This is a genomic window from Pseudomonas sp. TE21435, assembly GCF_056279265.1.
Genome location: NZ_JBWBQZ010000001.1, coordinates 860,530 through 881,421, shown reverse-complemented (window position 1 = coordinate 881,421; position 20,892 = coordinate 860,530). Strand labels below are relative to the sequence as shown.

The window sequence follows — 20,892 nt, the reverse complement described above, 5'->3', positions numbered from 1 at the left end:
CCAGGTTTGGACGGGGGGTGCCTTGCGCCCCTGTCGCGACACAAGGCCGCTCCTGCAGGGGGCGGCGTCGCATTCTGATCGAGCATTTACATGAACCACCCTCTACTTCGGGCCTTGGCCATCTATCGCGAAATGCCTTGGCGCTTCGCCCTGGTCACAGCCTTGTACATGGCCGGCAATCTCGGCCTGGCCTGGCAACAGTGGCTGATCGGCCACGCGGTCGACGATGTCAGCGCCGGTCGCGCCGTGTCGCGCCTGGCTGATGGCAGCCTGGACGCCAGTACCGCCTGGCACTGGCTGTGGCTGCTGTTGGCCATCGCCTTGGGCCGCGGCCTGCTGCAATACGCCGCCGCCGTGCTGTCGCTGGTGCTCAGCCAGGCCCTGCTCACGCGCCTGCGCGAACGCATCCTCAACCAGGTGCAGCGCCTGCACCTTGGCTACCACTGGGGCCACGGCATGGGTGAACTGGTCACCCGCACCACCCGCGATGCCGACAAGGTGCGCGACGCATTGATCACCTTCTGGCGGCAGATCATCGAAACACCGCTGGTGGTGATCGCCGCCGTCGGCCTGTTGAGCTGGTACGACCCGCTGTTGGGCCTGGTGCCCTTGCTGCTGACCGGCGCCGGGCTGTGGCTGTTCGTGGTACAGACCGATCGCCTGGTAACCCTGGACCGTGCCGTGGGCGCCGCCTATGACCAGGTCAGCCAGGACCTGGCCGAAGGCATCGGCGGCGTGCGGGTGATCAAGGCTTTCGGCCTGGAACGCCAGCGTATCGCCCGGTTCGCCAGCCAGGTCGAGGTGTTCACCCATCACGCCCGCGCTGCCCTCGCCTACGCCAGTTCGCGCATTCCGCTACCGCAGGCAGTGGTGGCGCTGGGGCATGTGTGGATCCTGGTCTACGGCGCCCATCGCGTGGCGGCTGGTGCCCTGGGCATCGGCGAACTGGTCACCTCGCTGCTGGTGGCGACCACGTTGGTGTTCCGTATCGAAGGCATCGGCCGGGTGATGCAGACCTTCGCCGATGCCCGCGCCAGCGCCGAACGCATCTGGCAGTTGCTGGACGAACGCCCGGCCATCCTCGGCGGCCATGCCACGCTGCCTGCCGGGCCGCTGGGGCTGAAGCTGAACCAGGTGCAGGCCAGTGCAGCAGAGGCTGGTCGGCCTGTCTTGCAGGACTGCTCGCTGACCCTGCTACCCGGTGAGGTGGTGGCGCTGGTCGGCGCCACCGGTACCGGCAAGAGCCTGCTGGCCAGCCTGCTGCCGCGCCTGACCGACGTAGAGCACGGCAGCGTGCAGGTCGGCAGTGATGCCGGCGGCTGGCATGACGTGCGCAACCTGGACCTGACTGACCTGCGCCGCCGCGTTCACGTACTGCCGCAGGAAAGCTTCCTGTTCTCCGACAGCCTGGCCGCCAACCTGCGCCTGGGCGCGCCGCAAGCCAGCAACGCCCAGTTGCGCGAAGCCTTGCGCCTGGCCGCCGCCGAGGATGTGCTGGCGCGCCTGCCCCACGGCCTGGATACGCCGCTGGGTGACCGTGGCGTTACCTTGTCTGGCGGCCAGCGCCAGCGCCTGTGCCTGGCCCGAGCGCTGCTTGGTGCACCCGATATCCTCTGCCTGGACGACGCCACCAGCGCCCTGGATGCCCTGGGCGAACGCCAGGTGCTGCACAACATCCGCCACCTGCACAGTGCCCACGGCCAAGGCCCGACCCTGCTCCTGATCACCAGCCGCCTCTCCACCCTGCTGCAGGCCGACCGCGTGCTGATGCTGGAAAACGGCCGTATCAGCGCCAGCGGCAGCCATGCCGAACTGAGCGCGAACAATGCCCATTACCGCGATTTGCTGGGGGTCGACCATGACTGATGTGCAACACGCGCCCGCCAGCGATATCGACATCGAGCAGCGCCTGGCCCGCCAAACACTGGACCGGGGTATGTTCCACCGCCTGCTGCCTCTGTTGCGACCCATTCGTGGGCAGATCCTGGCGGTGATCGGCATCGAGCTTCTGCTGGTGTTTACCGTGTTCCTGCGCCCGTGGTTCGTGCGCGAACTGCTGGACAAGGGCTTGGTACACAGAGCCGACCACTGGCTGCTCGACGAACGCCTGGTGCTGTGGCTGGGCCTTGGCCTGGCGGCGAGCTGGCTGGGACGCTTTCTGCTGGCCGGCGTATCGCAGTTCATTGCCGGGCGCGCGGCGATCGGCGTGCTCAACAACCTGCGGGTCAAGGTGTTCGCCCATGTGCAGGCATTGTCGGTGAACTACTTCGACCAGACCCGTGCCGGGCGGATCATTTCCCGCGTTGACCGTGATGTCGATGCACTGGAGCCACTGCTGGTGCAAGGCCCACCAGAACTGCTGGGCGCCCTGCTGCGCTGCGGGTTGGCTGCGCTGATGCTGTGGCGCATAGAGCCCAGTTTCTTCTACAGCCTGGCCGCCACTGTACCGTTGCTGGCCGTGGCCACCTGGCGCTTCAAGCGGGTGTCGCAGCGCAACTGGGCCAAGGTGGCGGAGCAACGCAGCCGCTTCACCGCGCATCTGGTGGAAAGCGTAAGCGGGGTGCGGCTGATCCAGCAATGCGGGCAAGCGCAGATCAACCAGGCGCGCTACCGGCGGCTGCTGGAAGACTTCAACCAGGCGCTGATCCGGGGCAGCCTGCGCGCTGGCTGGTTCGCCCCGTTCACCGCGTTGCTCAGCACCGCCGGCATGGCCGTGCTGTTGCTGGTCGGCGCCCATGGCCTGGCCGAGGGCAAGGTCAGCGTTGGCCAAGTGGCAGAGAGCCTGTTCTACGTGTTTCTGTTCCTCGGCCCGCTGCAGGAGTTGTCGGACCTGTTCGAGCGCTATGCCACCGGCAGTGCCTCGGCCCAGCGCATCTTCCTGTTGCTCGACACACGCCCGCAGGTACTCGACCCACCTGCGCCACAAGCGCTGGCCAGGGCACACGGCCAGGTGGACTTCGAAGAGGTCGGTTTTGCCTATCTGCCAAACAGCCCACGGCCAGTGATTGACCGGCTCGACCTGCATATTCGCGCTGGTGAAGTGATAGCCATCGTCGGCCCCTCGGGGCATGGCAAAAGCACCTTGGTACAGCTGCTGACGCGCTTCTACGAAGTGCAGGACGGCGCCGTGAAGCTGGATGGCATCGACCTGCGTGCCCTGGCCCAGCATGACGTGCGGCGCAACGTGGGCGTGGTGCTGCAGGACAACGTGCTGTTCAGCGGTAGCATCCTCGACAACCTGCGCCTGGCCTCGCCAGCTGCCAGTGATGCGCAGCTGATTGCCGCGGCCCGCGAGCTGGGCGCCGACGAAGTGCTGGAGCGCCTGCCGCAGCGCTACCATACCGAAGTCGGCCCGCTGGGCGCGCACCTGAGCCATGGCCAGCGCCAGTTGGTGTGCCTGGTGCGGGCTTACCTCGCCGACCCGGCGGTGCTGGTGCTGGACGAAGCCACCTCGGCAGTGGACGTGCACACCGAACGGCGCATCCAGCGCGCCCTGCGCCGGCTGTGCCAGGGGCGCACGGCGATCATCATTGCCCATCGGTTGGCGACTATTCGTGATGCTGACCGGATTGCCGTGGTGAAGCATGGGCGGGTGGTGGAGCAAGGGGCGCATGCCGAACTGATCGGGCGCGGGGGTGCCTATGCGGCGCTCCATGACGCGTATCTGCGCAGTGCCGGGGAGGTTGTAGCCGAGAAAATCGAGGCCTGACTTGCCGGCCTCTTCGCGGGGCAAACCCGCTCCCACAGATATGGCGCTGGACTTACTGACCGCGCCGGACCTGTGGGAGCGGGCTTGCCCTGCGAAGAGGCCGGACCTGTTCATGCTGCTGTCCCAGCATCCACTGCTGCCCGATTGCTGCCACAGCAGCACCCCTCTCCCCGTCTGCTCCACAAATCCCCGCCCCACAGGCCCTACACCACGCATGGCACAGCCGTTGCACCACCCTCCCCACTCGCACACCCTCCCCCTTCAGGAGTCCCCATGACCACCGAATTCTTCTGGCGCCTGCCCTTGGGTACCGACGGCCCGCAGCTGTCCACCGACAGCCACAACCGTGGCAACCCTGTACACCGCGCCGGCAACATCGCCCCCGGCCGCCTGCCCGATGGCCAGGCCGACAGTTTTACCTACATCGACTACATCGCCCAGGTGGCCAAGGCCGCCGAGCTGGCCGGCTTCGAGGGCGCGCTGCTACCCACCGGCCCGGAGCCTTGGATTGCCGCCGCCGCGCTCGCCCGCGAAACCCGGCGCATCCGCTTCCTGATCGCTTTCCAGGCCACCTGGACCCTGCCCGCCTATGCCGCCCAGCAGGCGGCAATCCTGCAGAACCTCAGCGGTGGCCGGCTGGACTGGAACATCATCACCGGCGGTAACCCGGCAAGCCAACGCGCCAATGGCGATTTCCTGGAACATGACCTGCGCTACAAGCGCACCGGCGAATTCCTCGACGTGATCCAGGGCCTGTGGGCGCAGGACAAGTTCTCCTACGATGGCGACATCTACCGCCTGGAAAACGGCAGCCTGCCGCCAGGCCTGCAGCACGAACGCAAACCGGGCGTTTATTTCTCCGGATTTTCCGATGCCGCGCTGGAGGTGGCCGCGCGCCATGCCGACGTATACCTGAACTGGGCCGAGCCGATCGACAAGCTCAAGCCGCATATCGAACGGGTACGCGAGCTGGCCGACAAGCAAGGGCGCACGGTGCGCTTCGGTCTGCGCGTCGACCTGTTCGCCCGCGAAACCGAGGAGCAGGCGTGGCGCGAGCTGCGCCAGCAGTTCGAACGCCTGGAAGGCAAAGCCAGCGCCAGCGCCAAGGGTTTCGTGACCGGTTCGGACTCTGTGGGCGGCGCACGGCAGGCGGCCTATCACCAAGGCTTGCAAGGCTTCGACGAGCTGGTGCTGGCGCGCAACCTGTGGGCCGGCTTTGCCAAGGCCAAGCCTGGCCCTACCGTGGGCCTGGTGGGCAGCCACCAGCACATCGCCGAACGCCTGGCCGAATACCGCGATGCCGGTTTCAGCACCTTCATCCTCGCCGCCAACCCGCACCTGGAAGAGGCCTTGCGCATCGGCCAGGAAGTGCTGCCGCTGGTGCAACAGGCGACCAATCCCCCTTTGCAGGCCAGCGCCTGATCCCGACCGGAGCCCGAACATGAGCCAACCCCTCGAAACCCTGTGGTACACCCGCTGTCCGGTGCCCACCGGCCTGGGCATTGCCGTGCAGCAAGGCTGGCTGCAAGACGACCTGGCCAGCCTGGGCACCCAGGTGCAATCGCTGCGCGAAGCCGACCAGCAGGCGGTGCGCGAATCGCACTTCGACCACAGCCTGCTCAACTCGGTGCGCCATGGCGGCAGCATCCCAGCCATCTGGGCCCGCGCCCAGGGCCGCGAAACCCGCGTGATCGGCCTGTCGTGGGCCGATGAGGCGCAGTTGATCCTGACCCGGCCAGACAGCGGCATCCACAGCGTGAAAGACCTCAAGGGCCGGCGCTTCGGGCTGCCTGACTGGGCTGCCGCGCAGATCGACTTCACCCGTGCCCAGGCCCTGCGCGGGCTGGAAAACGCCTTGAAGCTCGAAGGGCTGCAAGTGGGCGACGTGGCGCTGGTCAACTACCGATACGACGGCACCTTCAGCGACCGCCCAGTGCGCAACGTGGCCGGCACACCGGTGTCCAGTACCCAGAGCGAAGGCCGCAACCTGGAACTGGCTGGCCTGCTGCGCGGCGAAGTGGACGCCATCTTCCTCAAGGGTGCCAGCGCCGTGCAACTGGCCCACGCCTTTGCCCTGCACACGGTGATCGATACCGGCAGCCACCCCGACCCACTGATCCGCAGCAACAACGGCACACCACGCACCCTGGCGGTGGACAGCCACCTGCTGACGCAGCACCCGCACGTGGTACGCACCCTGCTCGGTTCGGTGCTGCGCGCCGAGCGCTGGGCGCACCAGCACCCGGATGAAACCCGCCGCTACCTGGCGCGAGAAACCAACAGCAGCGAGTACTGGGTGCAAGTGGCCTACGGCAATGACGCCCACCTGCGCCTGAGCACCCGCCTGGACGAGCAGGCCATCGTGGCCTTGCAGGATTTTGTCGAGTTCCTCGCACGCTGGCGCTTCATTCCGGCGCGCTTCGAGGTGCGCGACTGGATCGCCCGCCAACCCCTGGATCAGTTGCTGGCCCCCACTCCCATGGACAGGAAACCCGCTACCCCATGACCAAGCCCCTGGAAACCCTCTGGTACACCCACAGCCCGGTGCCCACCGGTCTCGGCATTGCCGTGCAGTCGGGGCGCCTGGCCAAGGCCTTTGCGCCATTCGGCACCAATATCCAGTCGCTGCGCGAGTCCAGCGAACGCGAGGTGCGCGAGGCCCACTACGACCACCACCTGCAGAACTCGGTGCGCCACGGCGGCAACATCCCGGCGATCTGGGCCTACGCCAGCGGCGTCGAGACCCGCGTGCTGGGGCTGTCGTGGAGCGATGAGGTGCAGTTGATCCTCACCACCGAAGAAAGCGGTGTTCGCAGCATCCGCGACCTGAAGAACCGCCGCTTCGGCTTGCCCAAGTGGGCCAATGTACAGATCGACTTCACCCGTGCCCAAGCCCTGCGCGGGCTGGAAAACGCCCTGAAGCTCGAAGGCCTGGCGGTGGCCGATGTGGAGCTGGTCGACTACCCCTACGGTGGTACCTACAGCGACGATGCCAAGCAGCACCTGTATGGCGCCGAAGTGAGCCTGGACACCAGCCGCTTCAGCCGCCGCAACAACGAGCTGATCGGCCTGCTGCGTGGCGACATCGACGCCATCTTCCTCAAGGGCGCCCATGCGGTACACCTGGCCCATGAGTTCGGCCTGCGCGTGGTGGTGGATACCGGCAGCCACCCCGACCCACTGATCCGCAGCAACAACGGCACGCCGCGCACGCTGACCGTCGACCGGCACTTGCTGGAGAACCACTTCGAGGCCAGCCGCACGCTGGTCGACACGGTGCTGCGCACCGAGCAATGGGCCTGGGCCAACCCCGAAGAGACTCGGCGCTTTCTGGCGCGTGAACTGAACACCAGCGAGTACTGGGTAGCGGCGGCCTATGGCGATGATGCGCACCGGCGGTTGCGTACGACGCTGGACAGCCGCTCGATCGAGGCGCTGCAGGACTTTACCGAATTCCTGTTCAGGTGGGGGTTCATACCTCGGCGCTTCGATGTGCGGGAGTGGATTGATTTTCGCGTGCTGGAGAATGTGATCGGCTCGACTTCGCGCTTGGCCGTTTAAGACGCTGGGGCTGCTGCGCAGCAGCCCCAGGCATTTCTGCCACCCCACTGCTGCCCCAGCAGCACCCGCCCAGCACCCCACTGCTGCCCAACCTGCAAGACCCTCCAAGCAAAGGCATTAAATTCATATAAATCAATCATTTAACAATGTGGCACAGTCCCTGCTCTAGCTCTCCCCAACAACGTTTTACATACGGGGAGATCCACCATGCACCAACGTCAACCACTCGCCCGCCAGGTCAGCCTTGCGCTGCTGCTGGCCGGCACCGGCACCCAGGCCATCGCCGCCAACGAAGACAAAAAGAACGAACCGGCCCTGGAAACCGTCACCGTCACCGCCCAGCACCGCGAACAGACTTTGCAGGAAGTCCCGGTCGCCGTGTCGGCCATCAAGGGCACCAGCATCACTGCCGACGGTGTGCGCGCGATGGGCGACATCACCACCTTCGTGCCCAACGCCTCGGCCAAGAACCCCGACGGCGACGGTCGCCCGCGTTGGTACATCCGCGGCCTGGGCACCGGCGACACTGGCGCGGCGACGGTCTACCCGGTGGGCATCTACGCCGATGACGTGTACCTCAACGCGCCCATCGCCGGTGGTGGGCCGCTGTTCGACCTGGAACGCATCGAAATCCTGCGTGGCCCGCAAGGCACCCTGTATGGCAAGAACACCACGGCCGGCGCGGTCAACGTGATCTCGAAAAAGCCGACCTTCGACACCGACGGCTACGGCACGGTCGGCTTCGGTACCAAGAACGAGCGCATTGTCACCGGTGCCATCGGTGGTGCGCTTGTGGATGAAAAATTGGCTGGGCGGGTAGCGCTGTACTCCGAGGAGCGCGACGGTTTCCAGAACAACGACTTCGATGGCAACACTTACGGCGATGTGAACAAGAAGGCCATCCGCCTGCAGTTCCTGGCCCAGCTCAACCCCGACCTGGACGCCCTGCTCAAGCTGCACAGCCGCCAGTTCAAGGGCGACGGCAGCAACGGCTCGCTGCCGGTGGGCCGCTACTACAACGTCGGCTACGAACGCCCGCACGGGCGCGACATCTCGTTGAACGTCAATGAAGACTATCGCCTGGACCACGACGGCGCCTCGCTGACCTTCAACTGGTACCTGGGCGACTACACCCTGACCTCGATCAGTGCCTACGACTACATCCGCAACCGCTCCACCAGCGATGCCGACTACACCCCCTACGAGGTCAACGGCGCGGCCATCACCGACAACAGCTACCGCCAGTGGTCGCAGGAGCTGCGCCTGGCCTCGCCGGAAGACCGCCCACTGCACTGGCTGGTGGGCACCCACTACTTCCATGAAGACCTGGACAGCTCTGCGCAGCGTATCGTCACCCCGGGGCCGACCCCCAACGGTACCGGCTCAAACCAGGTGGGCACCACCGCGTTCCGCGACCTGGGTTACGATCACCGCACCGACAGCTACGCCCTGTTCGGCAACCTGACCTACGACTTCACCGATGACTTCAGCGTCACCGGCGGCCTGCGCTGGACTCAGGAGAAAAAGGACATCGACCTGGACCTGGTGCAGCAGACCCGTGCCACGGCCAGTGGCCCGCTGATCCCATTGGCTGGAGCAGGCACCAACGGCAACCGCCAGGAAGACAAGACCTGGGAAGCCTGGACTTACGACCTGACGCCTGAATACCGCATCAACGACAACCTGCGGGTGTTCTTCCGCTACGCCCATGGCTTCCGCTCGGGCGGCTTCAACACCGGGCTGTCGACCAGCCTGGCACAGTTGACCACGGTCGACCCGGAAAAGCTGGACGCCTACGAACTGGGGCTGAAGTCGGAGTGGTTCGACCGCCGCCTCACGGTCAACGCGAACATCTTCTACTACGACTACTCCGACATCCAGGTGAACCTGCTGACGGTGAACAACGGCGTGCTCACCACCGCTCTGACCAACGGCGCCAAGGGCAAGGTCAAGGGCGCGGAACTTGAGATCGAGGGCCAGCCGACCGAACGCCTGCACCTGCGCGCGGCGTTATCGTTCCTGGACACCGAGTACACCGACTTCAAGAACACCAACCCCACCACCGGCGCAGTGACCGGCGACTACAGCGGCAACAGCTTCGTGCGTTCGCCGCGCAACGTGGTGTCGCTGGGGGCGGACTACACCATCCCGCTGGAAGTGGGCGGCAAGCTGGTGGCCGGCGGCGACGTGAGCTTCCGTGACAAAGAGTACTTCCTGGCCGACCGGCAGAGCAGCGCCGACGCCACCCTCAGCCAACCCCACTACACCCTGGCCAACGCCCGCCTGAGCTGGTTCAGCCATGACGACAAGCTGAGCGTGACTGGCTTCGTCAACAACCTCACCGACCGCCGCTACCAGGTGCACGGCCGGCCCAACGGCACCGCCGGGCAGTACGTGATCACCTACGGTGACCCGCGCACCGTCGGGCTCAGCGTTACCAGCCGCTTCTGATTATCAGGCCATTGGGCTGCTGTGCAGCAGCCCCAATGCATCACGCTGCATAAAAGGATTACTCCATGCCCCGTCCAACCGCCTTGGCCAGCGCCATCGCCCTGGCCATCGCCGGCCTTGCCGTGCCCGCATTCGCCGCCGAACCCTACGCCCGCCTCGACACCGTTGTCGTGGTCGGCACCCATCGCAGCGACGTCACCGCCCTGCAAAGCGCCGCCCCGGTCGATGTTCTGAGCGGCGAAAAACTCCAGCAAACCGGTGCCAGCGACCTGTCCGCCGCGCTCACCGCGCTGTCACCCTCGTTCAGCTTCCCACAGTCGCCGCAAGGTGCGTTTGCCGGCTCCATCGCCCAGGGCGCCTCGCTGCGCGGCCTGGCTTCGGACCAGGTCCTGGTGCTGGTCAACGGCAAACGCCGCCATACCAGCGCCAACGTCACCCGCCAGGGCCTGGTCAACGCCCGGGGCGCGGCAGCAGTGGACCTTAGCCTGATCCCGCTGTCAGCCATCGAACGGGTGGAAATCCTGCGCGATGGCGCCGCCGCTCAGTACGGCTCGGATGCCATCGCCGGGGTGATCAACATCGTGCTCAAGGAGCGCGACGAAGGCGGCAACGCCGGCTACCGCTTCGGCGGCTACAAGAAAGGCGACGGCCTGCAGCGCAAGCTCAGCGGCTGGAAGGGCTTTGCCCTGCCCAACGACGGCTTCCTGACCCTGGCCTTCGACGCCGGCAGCCAGGACCCCGCCAGCGATACCCGTGACGACAACCGCCTCTTCTACCCCGGCTCCACCAGCATCGACACACCGCGCGAGCAGAACAACCGCTACCGCAACTGGCGCTGGGGCTCGGGCAATGTCTCGGACCAGTACAACTTCACCGCCAATGCCGAAATGGGCTTGAGCGAGGGCCTGAGCGCCTATGGTTTCGCAACCTACGCGCACAAGAACACCGATGCCGAGAACTTCTTCGACCCACCGACCACCCTGCGCAGCAACTATGGCAGCGTAGCCCTGGCGCGCTACCCAGACGGCCGCCTGCCAGTCACCCGCTACGGCCTGGAGGACTATGCCGTCACCGGTGGCCTGCGCCTTGAAAACGACACCCTGGGCAACTTCGACCTGGCACTGAACTACGGTAACAACCGCGTCGACTCCACCGACCGCAACGCCATCAACCCCAGCTGGGGCACCACCAGCCCGTCGACCATCTACACCGGCCGCCGCGAAGCAGACCAGACCAACCTGACCCTGGACTGGACCCGCGATTTCGCCAACGACTGGCTGTTCAAGCCATTGACCGTGTCCGCCGGGCTGGCCTGGCGCCAGGAAAACTACGACCTCAGCGAGGGCGACGCTGCCGGCTGGTCCAACGGGCCGCTGTTCAACACGATCGACCCGATTACGGGCCGACGCATTCCTGGTTACTACTCGGGGATCACCCAGGTCGATGCGGTGTCGCTGGACCGCCGCGTGATCGGTGCCTACTTCGATGTCGAAGCCCAGCTGACCGAGAAATTCCAGGCCGGCGTGGCGGTGCGCAGCGAACATTACTCGGACTTTGGCGACACCACCAACGGCAAGCTGTCGCTGCGTTACGACTTCACCCCGCAAATTGCCGCGCGGGCCAGCGCCAGCACCGGTTACCGCGCGCCCTCGCTGGTGCAGAGCGGGTTGTCGTCGTTCAGCGTGCAGGTGGTGGAGCAGCCGCCGGGCAGTGGCAACTGGGTCGAGGTGCAGCAGCGCACCCTGCGCGCCGACAGCCCGGAAGCAGCCTTGCTGGGCGGCAAGGCACTGAAGCCGGAAGAGTCGACCAACTTCTCCGTGGGCCTGGTCTGGCAGCCACTGCCTAACGCCTCGCTCACACTCGATGCCTACCGCATCGACATCGACAACCGCATCACCCTGTCCGACCAGTTGCCCGCGTCGGTGGTCGGCCCGATCTTCGCCGGCACGCCCTACGCCAACATCCAGAGCGCGGCGTTCTACACCAACATCGCCGACACCCGCACCGACGGCTTCGAGCTGGCCGGGCATTACCAGCTGGACGTAGGCCGCTGGGGGCGTGTGGACTTCAATGGCGGCTATGCACGCAACAACACCCGCATCACCGGCCTGGGCGACGTGGGCAACATCCCCGGCAACCAGATCATCGGCCGCAACACCCAGGGCCTGATCGAAGACGGCACGCCCAAGGACAAGCTGACCCTCAGCGCCAACTGGCTGTATGACGGCTGGAGCGTCACCGTGGCCCAGCGCCGGTATGGCGAGTGGCAGAACCGCAACGCCGCCAACCCCGCCCTGGACCAGACCTTCAGCCCGCAGTGGGTAACCGACCTGGACGTGTCGTACCACTTCGACCTGGGCCTGACCTTGTCGGCGGGCGCGATCAACCTGTTCGACAGCCACCCGGACAAGCTTGAGGGCGCGCAGTTGTATGGCGTGCCGAAATACTCCATTACCAGCCCGGAGGGGGCGCAGGGGGCGTTCTACTACACCAGTGTGAGTTACGATTTCTGATCTGGAACCGAGTGGGCGGCTTCTCGGGCAAACCCGCGAAGCGCCGACGCCGATGCTGCTGACCGACTGCTGCTGCAGCAACACCGCGCTGCTTCCCCAGCACCATCCCCCTCCCTGCAGCCCTGTAATCCAGGGCCTGCGCCGCCTGGCACAGCTCTTGCGATAAGCCGTTACCCCCTGCTCTCCCAAGGCCAGCCATGCGCGTGCTCTCGTCCCTTACCTGGTTCATCTCACCCCTGGCCCTGCTCACCCTCTGGGCCGTGGTGGCCAATGCCGGACTGTTTCCGGCCAACCTGCTGATCTCGCCGCTGGAGGTGTGGCGCAGCCTCACCGACCTGCTGGCCAGCGGCGAGCTGCAGGAGCACCTGGCCGGCAGCCTGTCGCGGCTGGCCCTGGGCTTTACCGGTGGCGCACTGGCCGGCCTGGCCTTTGGCGCGGCACTGGCGCTGTCGAAAACCGTGGAGGCTTACTGCGCCCCTCTGTTCCATACCCTGCGCCAGGTGCCGAGCATCGCGCTGATCCCGATGTTCGTGCTGCTGTTCGGCGTCGACGAAACCTTCAAGGTGGTCATCGTCGCCAAGACCGCGTTCTTCCCGGTGGCGCTGGCCACCTGCGAAGGCATCCGCGCGATCCCGCGCAGTCATTTCGAAGTGGCAGCGGTGTACCGCCTGCGCTGGCCCACGCTGGTAGGCCGGATTGCCCTGCCCGCCGCGGTCCCGGCCATTGTCACCGGTATCCGCGTGGCCCTCACCCGTGCCTGGGTGGTGCTGGTGGCCTGCGAACTGCTGGCGGCCGACAGCGGCCTGGGGCAGATGATCGAGATGGGCCGGCAGATGCTGCGCATCGATGTAGTGATGGTCGGCGTGGTGCTGACCGGGCTGATCGGTTTCTGCCTGGATTTCACCCTGCGCCGTGTGCAGCGGCGCCTGTCTGCCTGGCAAAGCCGCTGAGGAGGATGCGATGAAACTGCAGAGTGTGCGTGGCCTGGTGTTACCGCTATTGCTGCTCGGTGCCTGGGAATATGCCTCGCGCCAGGGCGCGACTGGCGCCTATGCCTTCGTACCGCTGGCGCAGGTAGGTAGCGCACTGGCCGAACTGCTGGCCAGCGGCGAGTTGCTGGTCAACCTGTGGGCGAGCCTGTTGCGCACCTGCAGCGGCCTTGCCATCGGCATCGTCGGCGGTGTCGGCCTGGGGGCGCTGATGGCCCTGTCCGTGCCGGCCAACCGTCTGATCGCACCGCTGTTCCATGCCCTGCGCCAGGTGCCGATGCTGGGCTGGATCCCGTTGATTGCCCTGTGGCTGGGTAACGGTGAAGGCGCCAAGCTGCTGATCGTCAGCCTGGCGGCGTTGTACCCGATGGTGCTGAACACCTTTGAAAGCCTGCGCCAGGTCGCCGGCCCGCACCGTGAGGCCGCGCGAGTATTGATGCTCGGCCGTTGGCAGCAACTGTGGCTGATCCTGCTGCCGGCGGCATTGCCAGGCATTGCCGCCGGCGTCTTGCAAGCCCTGGCCTTCGCCTGGGTTACCTCGGTGGGCAGCGAGTTGTTCCTGTCCGCCGGGGCTGGCCTTGGCAGCCTGATGATGAACGCCGAGGCCGCGGCGCGCATGGAGATCATCGTGGTCTGCGTGCTGTGTATCGGCCTGTGCGGCTACCTGATGTCCTGGCTGTGTTCCCTGCTTACCCGCCGCCTGCTGCGCTGGCAGCCCACCCGTTGAAAGGCCCGATCATGAACGCTATCGCCCATGCCTTACCCACCAGCGTCAGCCCTGGCGCCCTGACCATCCGCGGCCTGAGCAAGGCCTACCCGCTCAAGGGCAAGCCAGTGCCGGTACTTGAAGACATCGACCTGGACATCCGCCCCGGCGAGTTCGTCAGCATTCTCGGCGCCAGCGGCTGCGGAAAGTCGACCTTGCTACGACTGATCGTCGGCCTTGATCAGGATTACCAGGGGCAGATCCTGCTGGACCAGCAGGCGGTGCGCGGGCCGGGCCTTGAGCGCGGCATCGTGTTCCAGGACCACCGCCTGTTCCCGTGGATGACCCTGCAGCAGAACATTGCCCTGGCCTTGAAGAACCATAGGTTACCGGCGGCTGAAAAGAGCCGGCTGGTGGCCGAGCACATCGAACTGGTGGGCCTGGGCGGTTACGAGCAGGCCTACCCGCACCAGCTGTCTGGCGGCATGGCCCAGCGCGCGGCGATTGCCCGGGCACTGGTGAACAAACCCAAGGTGCTGTTGCTGGACGAACCGCTCGGCGCACTGGATGCCTTGACCCGGGTGCGTCTGCAACAGGAGCTGCAACGCATCTGGGTGCAGGAGCGCTGCACCGTGATCATGGTGACCCATGACGTCGAAGAGGCTCTGTACCTGGGTGACCGGGTGATCGTGATGGATGCGCGGCCTGGCAGGATAAAGGAAGACATCAGCATCCCCCTGCCCCATCCACGCCGACGAGACAGCGCACGCCTGCACGATCTCAAACAGCGTCTGTTGCAAGAATTGGCCGGCGCTTGAGCTCAGCGTTACGCATCATGCCGAATAGCACCCGGTTCGAACACGTGGGCGGTGGCAAGTCACATTCAGAACAATGCAGGTTCTGGATAAACCATCCTCGGATGTGCGATGGAGATCTCATTGTGCTGCCCACGACTTACCGTTGATCAACCAACCCAACCTGCCCCGCATCGTCAACATGGGGAATCAGCGCACTGGCCTCCAGGTCGCGCATCAGTTCAGTCAGCATCTGCCGCTGGTTCTCGGTGATCGGCGGCGGCACATACCAGGCGCCCACGCTCATGCCCTCACGCTTGTAGCTGAAGGTGCGCAGCAGCTCGCCGTCCTTGTAGACCTTTCCGGTCAGGTTGTGCACGTAGCTGTAGGGCATCGGGAACGTCAGCAGCGTCAGGGCGTTGAGCGCGACCAGAAAACCAGCCCCTTCGCCTGGTGGTTGGCTGATGACCAGGGCGTAACCCTTGCGCGGCAGTCCGTGATCGACGAAAGAGAATGCGCCGGACGACCTGACTGCGCTGGTCAGCTCGTCACGCTCCTGGACGTCGAAGCGGGTGTAGCCATCCGGCAGCACCAACAGGCTCATCGGCACATAGGGCTTTTGCGCGTGATAGCCCAGCGGCTTCATCGACGGGTTGCAGCCGCCGAGCAATGCCAGCCCGGCCGCCATCAGCGCCACCTTGACCAGGTTGTTCATCGCTGCGCCTCCAGCGGCTTGCTGGCCAGGTTGGCGGCCTGCATGTCACGGGCGAAAGCACGGGCGACCCGACGGATGTTTTCCTCGCGTTCAGGAACACCGAGGTCGAGCAGCCAGGCGTACTTGGCCATGTAGTTCTCATAGTGATAACGCTTGAGCACCTTGCCATCACGCATCACGGTGAAGTCGGCCTTGGTGTCCAGGTCACTCTGCAAGGGCAAGAGGAACAGAGTGGCGGCACTGAGGAACAGCAACGGCGCAGGCGCAACCTTGCGCTGGGCATCCAGCTTGACCATCACCTGGGTCTCCCCTTCGCCGGCGGCACCGTTCTCGACCTTGCTGAACACGCCGCTCTCGCGCAGGTAATTGCGCAGCTCGGTGCCGTGCTCGAGCGAATCGACCATTACCGCGATCGGCGGCAGGTAATCCTGGCCTGCCTCGATGCGCGGATCGGGCAAGGTCTGGGTACCTGCGCAGCCGGCCAGCAGCAGGCTGGCGCTAAGCAACAGAGTCTTTTTCATTGCGGGTTATCCTGGGTACGGGTCACTTCGCCGGCTGGGCGGCTTGGGGCAGTGGCATGACGAAGGGGAATGCCGGCGCCATGTTCAAGTTCAGGGCCTGCAGGGGTGGCAATGCAGGGGTGTAGCGCCGGGCGATCACTTCATCGCGCGGCTGTTGATCACCATGGAAGAACAGGCAGGCGGAAGTCCCGAGGCAGCGCGAACGGAATTCGCCAATGTAGTAAGCCTTGCCGGCTTCCAGGTGCATGGGCACGAGGAACTGTTCCCGTGCCCTGATGGAGCTGTAGCCACCGTTGTAGCCATTCCAGAAGAACTGGAAGTCATAGAATTCGTAGTCGCCGGGCTTGAGGGGCATGACGAACACGCTTGCCTCGCCGGGCAGCGCCTGTTTGTCGGGGCCGCGCACCTCTTCGATGTCCTTCGGGGTATGGGCCACCTCGGCAAACCCCCACCATGCTGCCGCGCCGTCCTGCGCGCCACGTTTGCGCAGGAGGATGCGCTGGTTGGTGTAGGCACTATCGCGGCCAAGGGGGCCGATGCTGCCTACCAGGTACGTTACTGGACCACCAGCGGCCGGTTGCAGGGCCTCGCTGACCAGGGCGGGGGATTTGGCGGCGCAGCCGGTAAGTAGGGCAAGCGGTAACAGACGTGCGAACGCACGGAGCAATCCAGACATGAAAAATCCTTGGGGCGGGTCTCGATCCATCGGCAGCTGCAATCAGCGAGCAAGCACCTCAGCTGCGGGGGCGCAATGATATAGCGCGGCAAGGGATCAGGCGAGCAGGAATACGGCCTTTTGCCACCATCATTGGGCAGGCGGTATTGCCCTCCCTCAATCCAAGCAACGACAACGCATTGAGCCGAACGCCCCATTGGTCAGGCGGTCATGGCGGATCGCCTTCAGGGGGCTATCGTTGCTTGTCTGGGCGACCACGACCGACGAGGGCGGTGCCATGAATACCAGTGATCTACTCGAACAGCTGCTTCGGGCAGGACAAGCTTCGCAGATGCAAAAAGGGAGCGGCGGCAGCTCATCGCAAGACAGCATGGGTGGCTTGGGTGGCTTGCTCGGCGGCCTGCTTGGCGGCGGCGGTACGACGGCTGGCGGTGGCGGCCTTGGTGGATTGCTGGGCGGACTGCTGGGCGGCGGTGGCAGCAACACTGGCGGCTATACCCAGGGGCGTTCCGCGGGCGGCGTCAATTACGCGGCCCTGGCGTCGCTGGGGATGATGGCATTCAAGGCCTATCAAAGCTGGCAGCGCAGCCAGGCGGCAGCCCCGCAGCAGGCGGTTCGCACGGTGGATCAACTGTCCGGCGCCGAGGCCGAGGATCACAGCCATGCGATCCTGCGCGCGCTGATTGCGGCGGCCAAGGCCGATGGGCGCATCGACCAGCAGGAAGAACAGTTGATCTACGCCGAAATCAAACGCCAGACCAGCGACCCGCAACTGCAGCAATGGCTGGATGAAGAAGTCGGCAAGCCACTCAATGCTGCAGAGGTGGCGCAGTCGGCGCGGGACCCGGCGATGGCCGCGGAAATGTACCTGGCCAGCGTGATGCTGGTGGATGACCAGCAGGCAGCTGAGCGGGCCTACCTGGATGAGCTGGCCGGCGCACTGCAACTGGATCCGGCATTGCAGGTGCATCTGGAGCAGCAGGCCAAGGGCGCCGCCTGACTTGGCAGCGATGCCTGCGCTAACCATTGATCCCGGGCCAGGGCGGGCAAGGCTTTTGCGAACGATGGCCGTGGGTCGATAGCTGCAATCCTCGGGTGAGCGCTTACGACCCAAGCGGGCTATTTCCTATGGGACACCCTCGGCCAATAGCGGATATTCCGGGCATCGTCTCAGATCGAGCGCTGGTTGACACGGGCAGCGAGTTGCTCGGCGTTTTCCTTACGCTCCGAATAGCGATCCACCAAGAACGCCTGGCGGTCGCGCAACAGAACGGTGAACTTCACCAGTTCCTCCATGACGTCCACCACACGATCGTAGTACGGCGAGGGTTTCATCCGCCCGGCGTCATCAAACTCAAGGTAGGCTTTGGGCAGCGAAGACTGGTTGGGAATGGTGAACATGCGCATCCAGCGGCCAAGCACGCGCAACTGGTTGACCACGTTGAATGACTGCGAGCCGCCGCATACCTGCATGACCGCCAGGGTCTTGCCTTGAGTAGGGCGAACCGCACCCAGTGCCAGAGGAATCCAGTCGATCTGCGCCTTGAACACTGCTGACATTGCACCGTGGCGTTCTGGCGAACACCAGACCTGACCTTCCGACCACTGCACCAGATCACGCAGCTCCTGCACCTTGGGGTGCTCAACAGGTACATCGTCAGGTAGCGGCAAGCCCGACGGATTGAAGACCCTGGTCTCGGCACCGAAGTGCTCCAACAGGCGTGCAGCCTCCTCCACCAGCAGGCGACTGAAGGAACGTTCGCGGGTCGATCCATACAGCAACAGGATGCGCGGTTTGTGCTCGCTGGAGCGGGTTGCCGCTGGCGGTAGATCGAACAGCGAGAGATCGAGATTAGGCAGTTGCTCGGACACGTTTCCTCCTGCTCAAAGCATAGCGATGCGATCCAGCTCATTTTTGAGCTGATCACGGTCGAGATTTTCGAATGGCAGCGTAAAGAAGGCCTGGCAGCGAGACTGGATCCGGGCCAGCGTGGCGCGGAATGCAGCGTCGACCGACGCTTCGTCAGCCACGACAGCGGACGGATCCTCCAGCCCCCAGTGCGTCTTCAGCGCAGGGCCGAAATACACCGGGCAGGCTTCGCCGGCGGCGTTGTCGCAGACGGTGATGACGATGTCAGGAGGGCAATGCTCGAACGCGTCATTGCCCTTGCTGCTCAGCCCCTCGATCGGGATACCGGCATGCTGCAAGGTGGTCAGGCTGCGCGGCAACACTTGGCCCTTTGGGAAACTGCCGGAACTGACGGCTTCAAATCCATGAGGGGCCAGGTGATTGAACACGGCCTCGGAAAGGATGCTGCGGCAGCTGTTGGCCGTGCACATGAATAGGACTCGCATGAGGGCTCCTGCGCTTCGTGGCGGGTTCAGAGGCTAAGGCGCAATGCCAGAGCCGAAAGGGTGATCAATAGAACTGGCAGCGTCAGCAGGATGCCGACTTTGAAGTAATAGCCCCAGGTGATGCGCATGCCTTTGCGCTCCAGCACGTGCAGCCAGAGCAGCGTGGCGAGGCTGCCGATGGGGGTAATTTTCGGGCCGAGGTCGCAGCCGATGATGTTGGCGTAGATCATCGCCTCGCGTACCAGCCCTTGCGCCTCGCTGGCCTGGATCGACAAAGCGCCGATCAACACGCTGGGCATGTTGTTCATGACCGAGGACAGCAATGCAGCGATCAGCCCGGTGCCGATGGCGGCACTCCACAGCCCTTGCTGCGCAAGGCGGTCGAGCAGGTGGGTGAGCATGTCGGTGAGGCCGGCGTTCTTCAGCCCGTATACCACCAGGTACATACCGAGAGAAAAGATCACCACCTGCCAGGGTGCTTCGCGCAGCACACGCCGGGTCGAGATGTGATGGCCACGGGCGGCGACGGTAAACAGGATCGCTGCACAAGTTGCTGCTACCGCACTGATCGGGATACCCAGTGGTTCCAGAGCGAACAGGCCGATCAGCAACACCAGCAGCACCCAGCCACCCACCTTGAAGGTTGCGCGGTCATGAATTGCCTCGTTTGGCATCTTCAGGGCCGCGAGCGCGTACTGTCTCGGGATATCACGGCGGAAGAACAGGAACAGCACCAGCAGGGTTGCCGACACACTGGCGAGATTCACTGGCACCATCACCGAAGCGTATTCGCTGAAGCCCAGCTTGAAGTAGTCGGCCGAGACGATGTTCACCAGGTTGGAGACCACCAACGGCAGGCTCGCCGTGTCGGCGATGAAACCGGCCGCCATGACGAAGGCCAGTGTCGCGGCGGGCGAGAAACGTAGCGCGAGCAGCATCGACATGACGATAGGTGTGAGGATCAGTGCCGCACCATCGTTGGCGAACAGCGCCGACATGGCGGCGCCGAGCAGCACACAGAAGGCGAACAGGCGATAGCCGCTGCCGTTTGCCCAGCGCGCCACGTGCAGCGCGGCCCACTCGAAGAAACCGGCCTCATCCAGCAGCAGGCTGATGATGATGACGGCGATGAAGGTGACGGTGGCGTTCCAGACGATGGCCCACACAGTCGGGATGTCGTGCAGCGAAACGGCGCCTGCCGCCAGGGCGATGAGGGCACCGAGCGCTGCGCTCCAGCCAACGCCAAGCCCCTTCGGCTGCCAGATGACCAGGATGAGGGTGAAAACGAAGACTGCAATCGCTACCAGCATGATGACCTCGTACAGTAATGATCAGCAGCAGGCAGCGTCACGAACGGGGCGACCGTCCATGTTCTGCAGACGCAGGGTGTTTTCTGCCAACCATTGCCTGTTGGCCTGCAGTGTCGCCTGCAAGATCTCGTGTACCCAGGCGGGCAGGTCCGGGTTGAGGCGGTAGTACACCCATTGCCCTTGGCGGCGGTCCAGCAGCAGGCCACTGCTGCGCAGCTGCGCCAGGTGGCGACTGATCTTCGGCTGGCTGTCGTTCAGCGCGCACATCAGCTCACAGACACATAGCTCACCGAGACTGGCAATCAGCAGGCTGGCGCGAGCACGGGTTTCGTCAGACAGGCTCTTGAACACATCGGGCGGGGTTATCATGGCTGCACCAATACATATGGAAATCCAAATATACGGATCCCCATATGTATTTTGCAAGCGTCCACGGGCGTTCAGGCGTGCCAGGGGTGGTCGTATTCGCGGTACAACCATCGATCAGGCTGATGTTTACTATCGAGCGCCCCGCCTGTCGGCTCGGCAAAACCGTCTCTTATAATCGCCAACCATTTTTTCCGCTCCCCGGTCCGCCCCAGGCGGCATCCCC

Annotated in this window: 18 protein-coding genes; 11 read left to right on the top strand and 7 right to left on the bottom strand. The window is 64.8% G+C overall.

Annotation, left to right across the window (positions count from 1 at the left end):
* Positions 1 to 90 precede the first annotated feature (90 nt).
* From ACZ9C1_RS03990 to ACZ9C1_RS03945, 10 genes are all read left to right on the top strand, one after another.
* Complete coding sequence (locus tag ACZ9C1_RS03990) at positions 91 to 1,866, top strand: ABC transporter ATP-binding protein (RefSeq protein ID WP_277503666.1); 1,776 nt, start codon at positions 91 to 93, stop codon at positions 1,864 to 1,866.
* Positions 1,859 to 3,709, top strand: coding sequence for an ABC transporter ATP-binding protein (locus ACZ9C1_RS03985; RefSeq protein WP_476253623.1), 1,851 nt, complete (start codon positions 1,859 to 1,861; stop codon positions 3,707 to 3,709). Before ACZ9C1_RS03990 ends, ACZ9C1_RS03985 begins: the two co-directional genes overlap by 8 nt.
* Positions 3,710 to 3,982: 273 nt before the next feature.
* Complete coding sequence (locus ACZ9C1_RS03980) at positions 3,983 to 5,131, top strand: LLM class flavin-dependent oxidoreductase (RefSeq protein ID WP_476253622.1); 1,149 nt, start codon at positions 3,983 to 3,985, stop codon at positions 5,129 to 5,131.
* Between the two features lie 19 nt (positions 5,132 to 5,150).
* Positions 5,151 to 6,215, top strand: a complete 1,065-nt coding sequence (locus ACZ9C1_RS03975) for an ABC transporter substrate-binding protein (RefSeq protein ID WP_434728527.1) — start codon at positions 5,151 to 5,153, stop codon at positions 6,213 to 6,215.
* Positions 6,212 to 7,270, top strand: coding sequence for an ABC transporter substrate-binding protein (locus tag ACZ9C1_RS03970; protein ID WP_102683995.1), 1,059 nt, complete (start codon positions 6,212 to 6,214; stop codon positions 7,268 to 7,270). Before ACZ9C1_RS03975 ends, ACZ9C1_RS03970 begins: the two co-directional genes overlap by 4 nt.
* A 207-nt stretch (positions 7,271 to 7,477) precedes the next feature.
* The gene (locus tag ACZ9C1_RS03965; RefSeq protein WP_277503660.1) at positions 7,478 to 9,721 is read left to right on the top strand and encodes a TonB-dependent receptor; all 2,244 of its coding nucleotides are present in this window, start codon (positions 7,478 to 7,480) and stop codon (positions 9,719 to 9,721) included.
* Between the two features lie 65 nt (positions 9,722 to 9,786).
* Positions 9,787 to 12,234 (top strand): TonB-dependent receptor plug domain-containing protein, encoded by a 2,448-nt coding sequence (locus ACZ9C1_RS03960; RefSeq protein ID WP_476253621.1) that lies wholly within the window; start codon positions 9,787 to 9,789, stop codon positions 12,232 to 12,234.
* Between the two features lie 197 nt (positions 12,235 to 12,431).
* Positions 12,432 to 13,184, top strand: coding sequence for an ABC transporter permease (locus ACZ9C1_RS03955; RefSeq protein ID WP_110699580.1), 753 nt, complete (start codon positions 12,432 to 12,434; stop codon positions 13,182 to 13,184).
* A 10-nt stretch (positions 13,185 to 13,194) separates the two neighbouring features.
* Positions 13,195 to 13,950, top strand: a complete 756-nt coding sequence (locus ACZ9C1_RS03950; protein WP_401105128.1) for an ABC transporter permease — start codon at positions 13,195 to 13,197, stop codon at positions 13,948 to 13,950.
* Positions 13,951 to 13,961: 11 nt separating this feature from the next.
* On the top strand, positions 13,962 to 14,747 hold the full coding sequence (locus ACZ9C1_RS03945) for an ABC transporter ATP-binding protein (protein ID WP_277503655.1): 786 nt from the start codon (positions 13,962 to 13,964) through the stop codon (positions 14,745 to 14,747).
* Positions 14,748 to 14,883: 136 nt separating this feature from the next.
* On the opposite strand, the gene ACZ9C1_RS03940 is transcribed toward ACZ9C1_RS03945, so the two are convergent.
* Genes ACZ9C1_RS03940 through ACZ9C1_RS03930 form a run of 3 tightly spaced genes read right to left on the bottom strand, consistent with a single transcriptional unit; the run spans position 14,884 to position 16,635 of the window.
* Positions 14,884 to 15,438, bottom strand: a complete 555-nt coding sequence (locus ACZ9C1_RS03940) for a hypothetical protein (RefSeq protein ID WP_277503653.1) — start codon at positions 15,436 to 15,438, stop codon at positions 14,884 to 14,886.
* Positions 15,435 to 15,959: a hypothetical protein gene (locus tag ACZ9C1_RS03935; protein ID WP_476253620.1), complete on the bottom strand. Its 525-nt coding sequence runs from the start codon at positions 15,957 to 15,959 to the stop codon at positions 15,435 to 15,437. Before ACZ9C1_RS03935 ends, ACZ9C1_RS03940 begins: the two co-directional genes overlap by 4 nt.
* A 22-nt stretch (positions 15,960 to 15,981) precedes the next feature.
* Positions 15,982 to 16,635 carry a hypothetical protein gene (locus tag ACZ9C1_RS03930; RefSeq protein ID WP_139670759.1) on the bottom strand — a complete coding sequence of 218 codons (654 nt, stop codon included), beginning with the start codon at positions 16,633 to 16,635 and terminating at the stop codon, positions 15,982 to 15,984.
* 277 nt (positions 16,636 to 16,912) lie between these two features.
* Here ACZ9C1_RS03930 and ACZ9C1_RS03925 point away from each other — a divergent pair, with 277 nt between their 5' ends.
* On the top strand, positions 16,913 to 17,635 hold the full coding sequence (locus tag ACZ9C1_RS03925) for a tellurite resistance TerB family protein (protein ID WP_277503651.1): 723 nt from the start codon (positions 16,913 to 16,915) through the stop codon (positions 17,633 to 17,635).
* Positions 17,636 to 17,805: 170 nt separating this feature from the next.
* Here ACZ9C1_RS03925 and arsH read toward each other — a convergent pair whose 3' ends face one another.
* Genes arsH through ACZ9C1_RS03905 form a run of 4 tightly spaced genes read right to left on the bottom strand, consistent with a single transcriptional unit; the run spans position 17,806 to position 20,669 of the window.
* The gene (gene arsH / locus ACZ9C1_RS03920; protein ID WP_277503650.1) at positions 17,806 to 18,507 is read right to left on the bottom strand and encodes an arsenical resistance protein ArsH; all 702 of its coding nucleotides are present in this window, start codon (positions 18,505 to 18,507) and stop codon (positions 17,806 to 17,808) included.
* 12 nt (positions 18,508 to 18,519) lie between these two features.
* Positions 18,520 to 18,990 (bottom strand): arsenate reductase ArsC, encoded by a 471-nt coding sequence (locus ACZ9C1_RS03915; RefSeq protein ID WP_277503648.1) that lies wholly within the window; start codon positions 18,988 to 18,990, stop codon positions 18,520 to 18,522.
* Between the two features lie 26 nt (positions 18,991 to 19,016).
* Positions 19,017 to 20,300, bottom strand: coding sequence for an arsenic transporter (locus ACZ9C1_RS03910; protein ID WP_277503647.1), 1,284 nt, complete (start codon positions 20,298 to 20,300; stop codon positions 19,017 to 19,019).
* A 21-nt stretch (positions 20,301 to 20,321) separates the two neighbouring features.
* The gene (locus ACZ9C1_RS03905; protein WP_102684010.1) at positions 20,322 to 20,669 is read right to left on the bottom strand and encodes a metalloregulator ArsR/SmtB family transcription factor; all 348 of its coding nucleotides are present in this window, start codon (positions 20,667 to 20,669) and stop codon (positions 20,322 to 20,324) included.
* Positions 20,670 to 20,892 lie beyond the last annotated feature (223 nt).

Bases quoted from the DNA above. Each gene is read 5' to 3' on its own strand.
- ACZ9C1_RS03990 (WP_277503666.1), top strand. From the start codon at position 91: ATGAACCACCCTCTACTTCGGGCCTTGGCCATCTATCGCGAAATGCCT.
- ACZ9C1_RS03985 (WP_476253623.1), top strand. From the start codon at position 1,859: ATGACTGATGTGCAACACGCGCCCGCCAGCGATATCGACATCGAGCAG.
- ACZ9C1_RS03980 (WP_476253622.1), top strand. From the start codon at position 3,983: ATGACCACCGAATTCTTCTGGCGCCTGCCCTTGGGTACCGACGGCCCG.
- ACZ9C1_RS03975 (WP_434728527.1), top strand. From the start codon at position 5,151: ATGAGCCAACCCCTCGAAACCCTGTGGTACACCCGCTGTCCGGTGCCC.
- ACZ9C1_RS03970 (WP_102683995.1), top strand. From the start codon at position 6,212: ATGACCAAGCCCCTGGAAACCCTCTGGTACACCCACAGCCCGGTGCCC.
- ACZ9C1_RS03965 (WP_277503660.1), top strand. From the start codon at position 7,478: ATGCACCAACGTCAACCACTCGCCCGCCAGGTCAGCCTTGCGCTGCTG.
- ACZ9C1_RS03960 (WP_476253621.1), top strand. From the start codon at position 9,787: ATGCCCCGTCCAACCGCCTTGGCCAGCGCCATCGCCCTGGCCATCGCC.
- ACZ9C1_RS03955 (WP_110699580.1), top strand. From the start codon at position 12,432: ATGCGCGTGCTCTCGTCCCTTACCTGGTTCATCTCACCCCTGGCCCTG.
- ACZ9C1_RS03950 (WP_401105128.1), top strand. From the start codon at position 13,195: ATGAAACTGCAGAGTGTGCGTGGCCTGGTGTTACCGCTATTGCTGCTC.
- ACZ9C1_RS03945 (WP_277503655.1), top strand. From the start codon at position 13,962: ATGAACGCTATCGCCCATGCCTTACCCACCAGCGTCAGCCCTGGCGCC.
- ACZ9C1_RS03940 (WP_277503653.1), bottom strand. From the start codon at position 15,438: ATGAACAACCTGGTCAAGGTGGCGCTGATGGCGGCCGGGCTGGCATTG.
- ACZ9C1_RS03935 (WP_476253620.1), bottom strand. From the start codon at position 15,959: ATGAAAAAGACTCTGTTGCTTAGCGCCAGCCTGCTGCTGGCCGGCTGC.
- ACZ9C1_RS03930 (WP_139670759.1), bottom strand. From the start codon at position 16,635: ATGTCTGGATTGCTCCGTGCGTTCGCACGTCTGTTACCGCTTGCCCTA.
- ACZ9C1_RS03925 (WP_277503651.1), top strand. From the start codon at position 16,913: ATGAATACCAGTGATCTACTCGAACAGCTGCTTCGGGCAGGACAAGCT.
- ACZ9C1_RS03915 (WP_277503648.1), bottom strand. From the start codon at position 18,990: ATGCGAGTCCTATTCATGTGCACGGCCAACAGCTGCCGCAGCATCCTT.
- ACZ9C1_RS03910 (WP_277503647.1), bottom strand. From the start codon at position 20,300: ATGCTGGTAGCGATTGCAGTCTTCGTTTTCACCCTCATCCTGGTCATC.
- ACZ9C1_RS03905 (WP_102684010.1), bottom strand. From the start codon at position 20,669: ATGATAACCCCGCCCGATGTGTTCAAGAGCCTGTCTGACGAAACCCGT.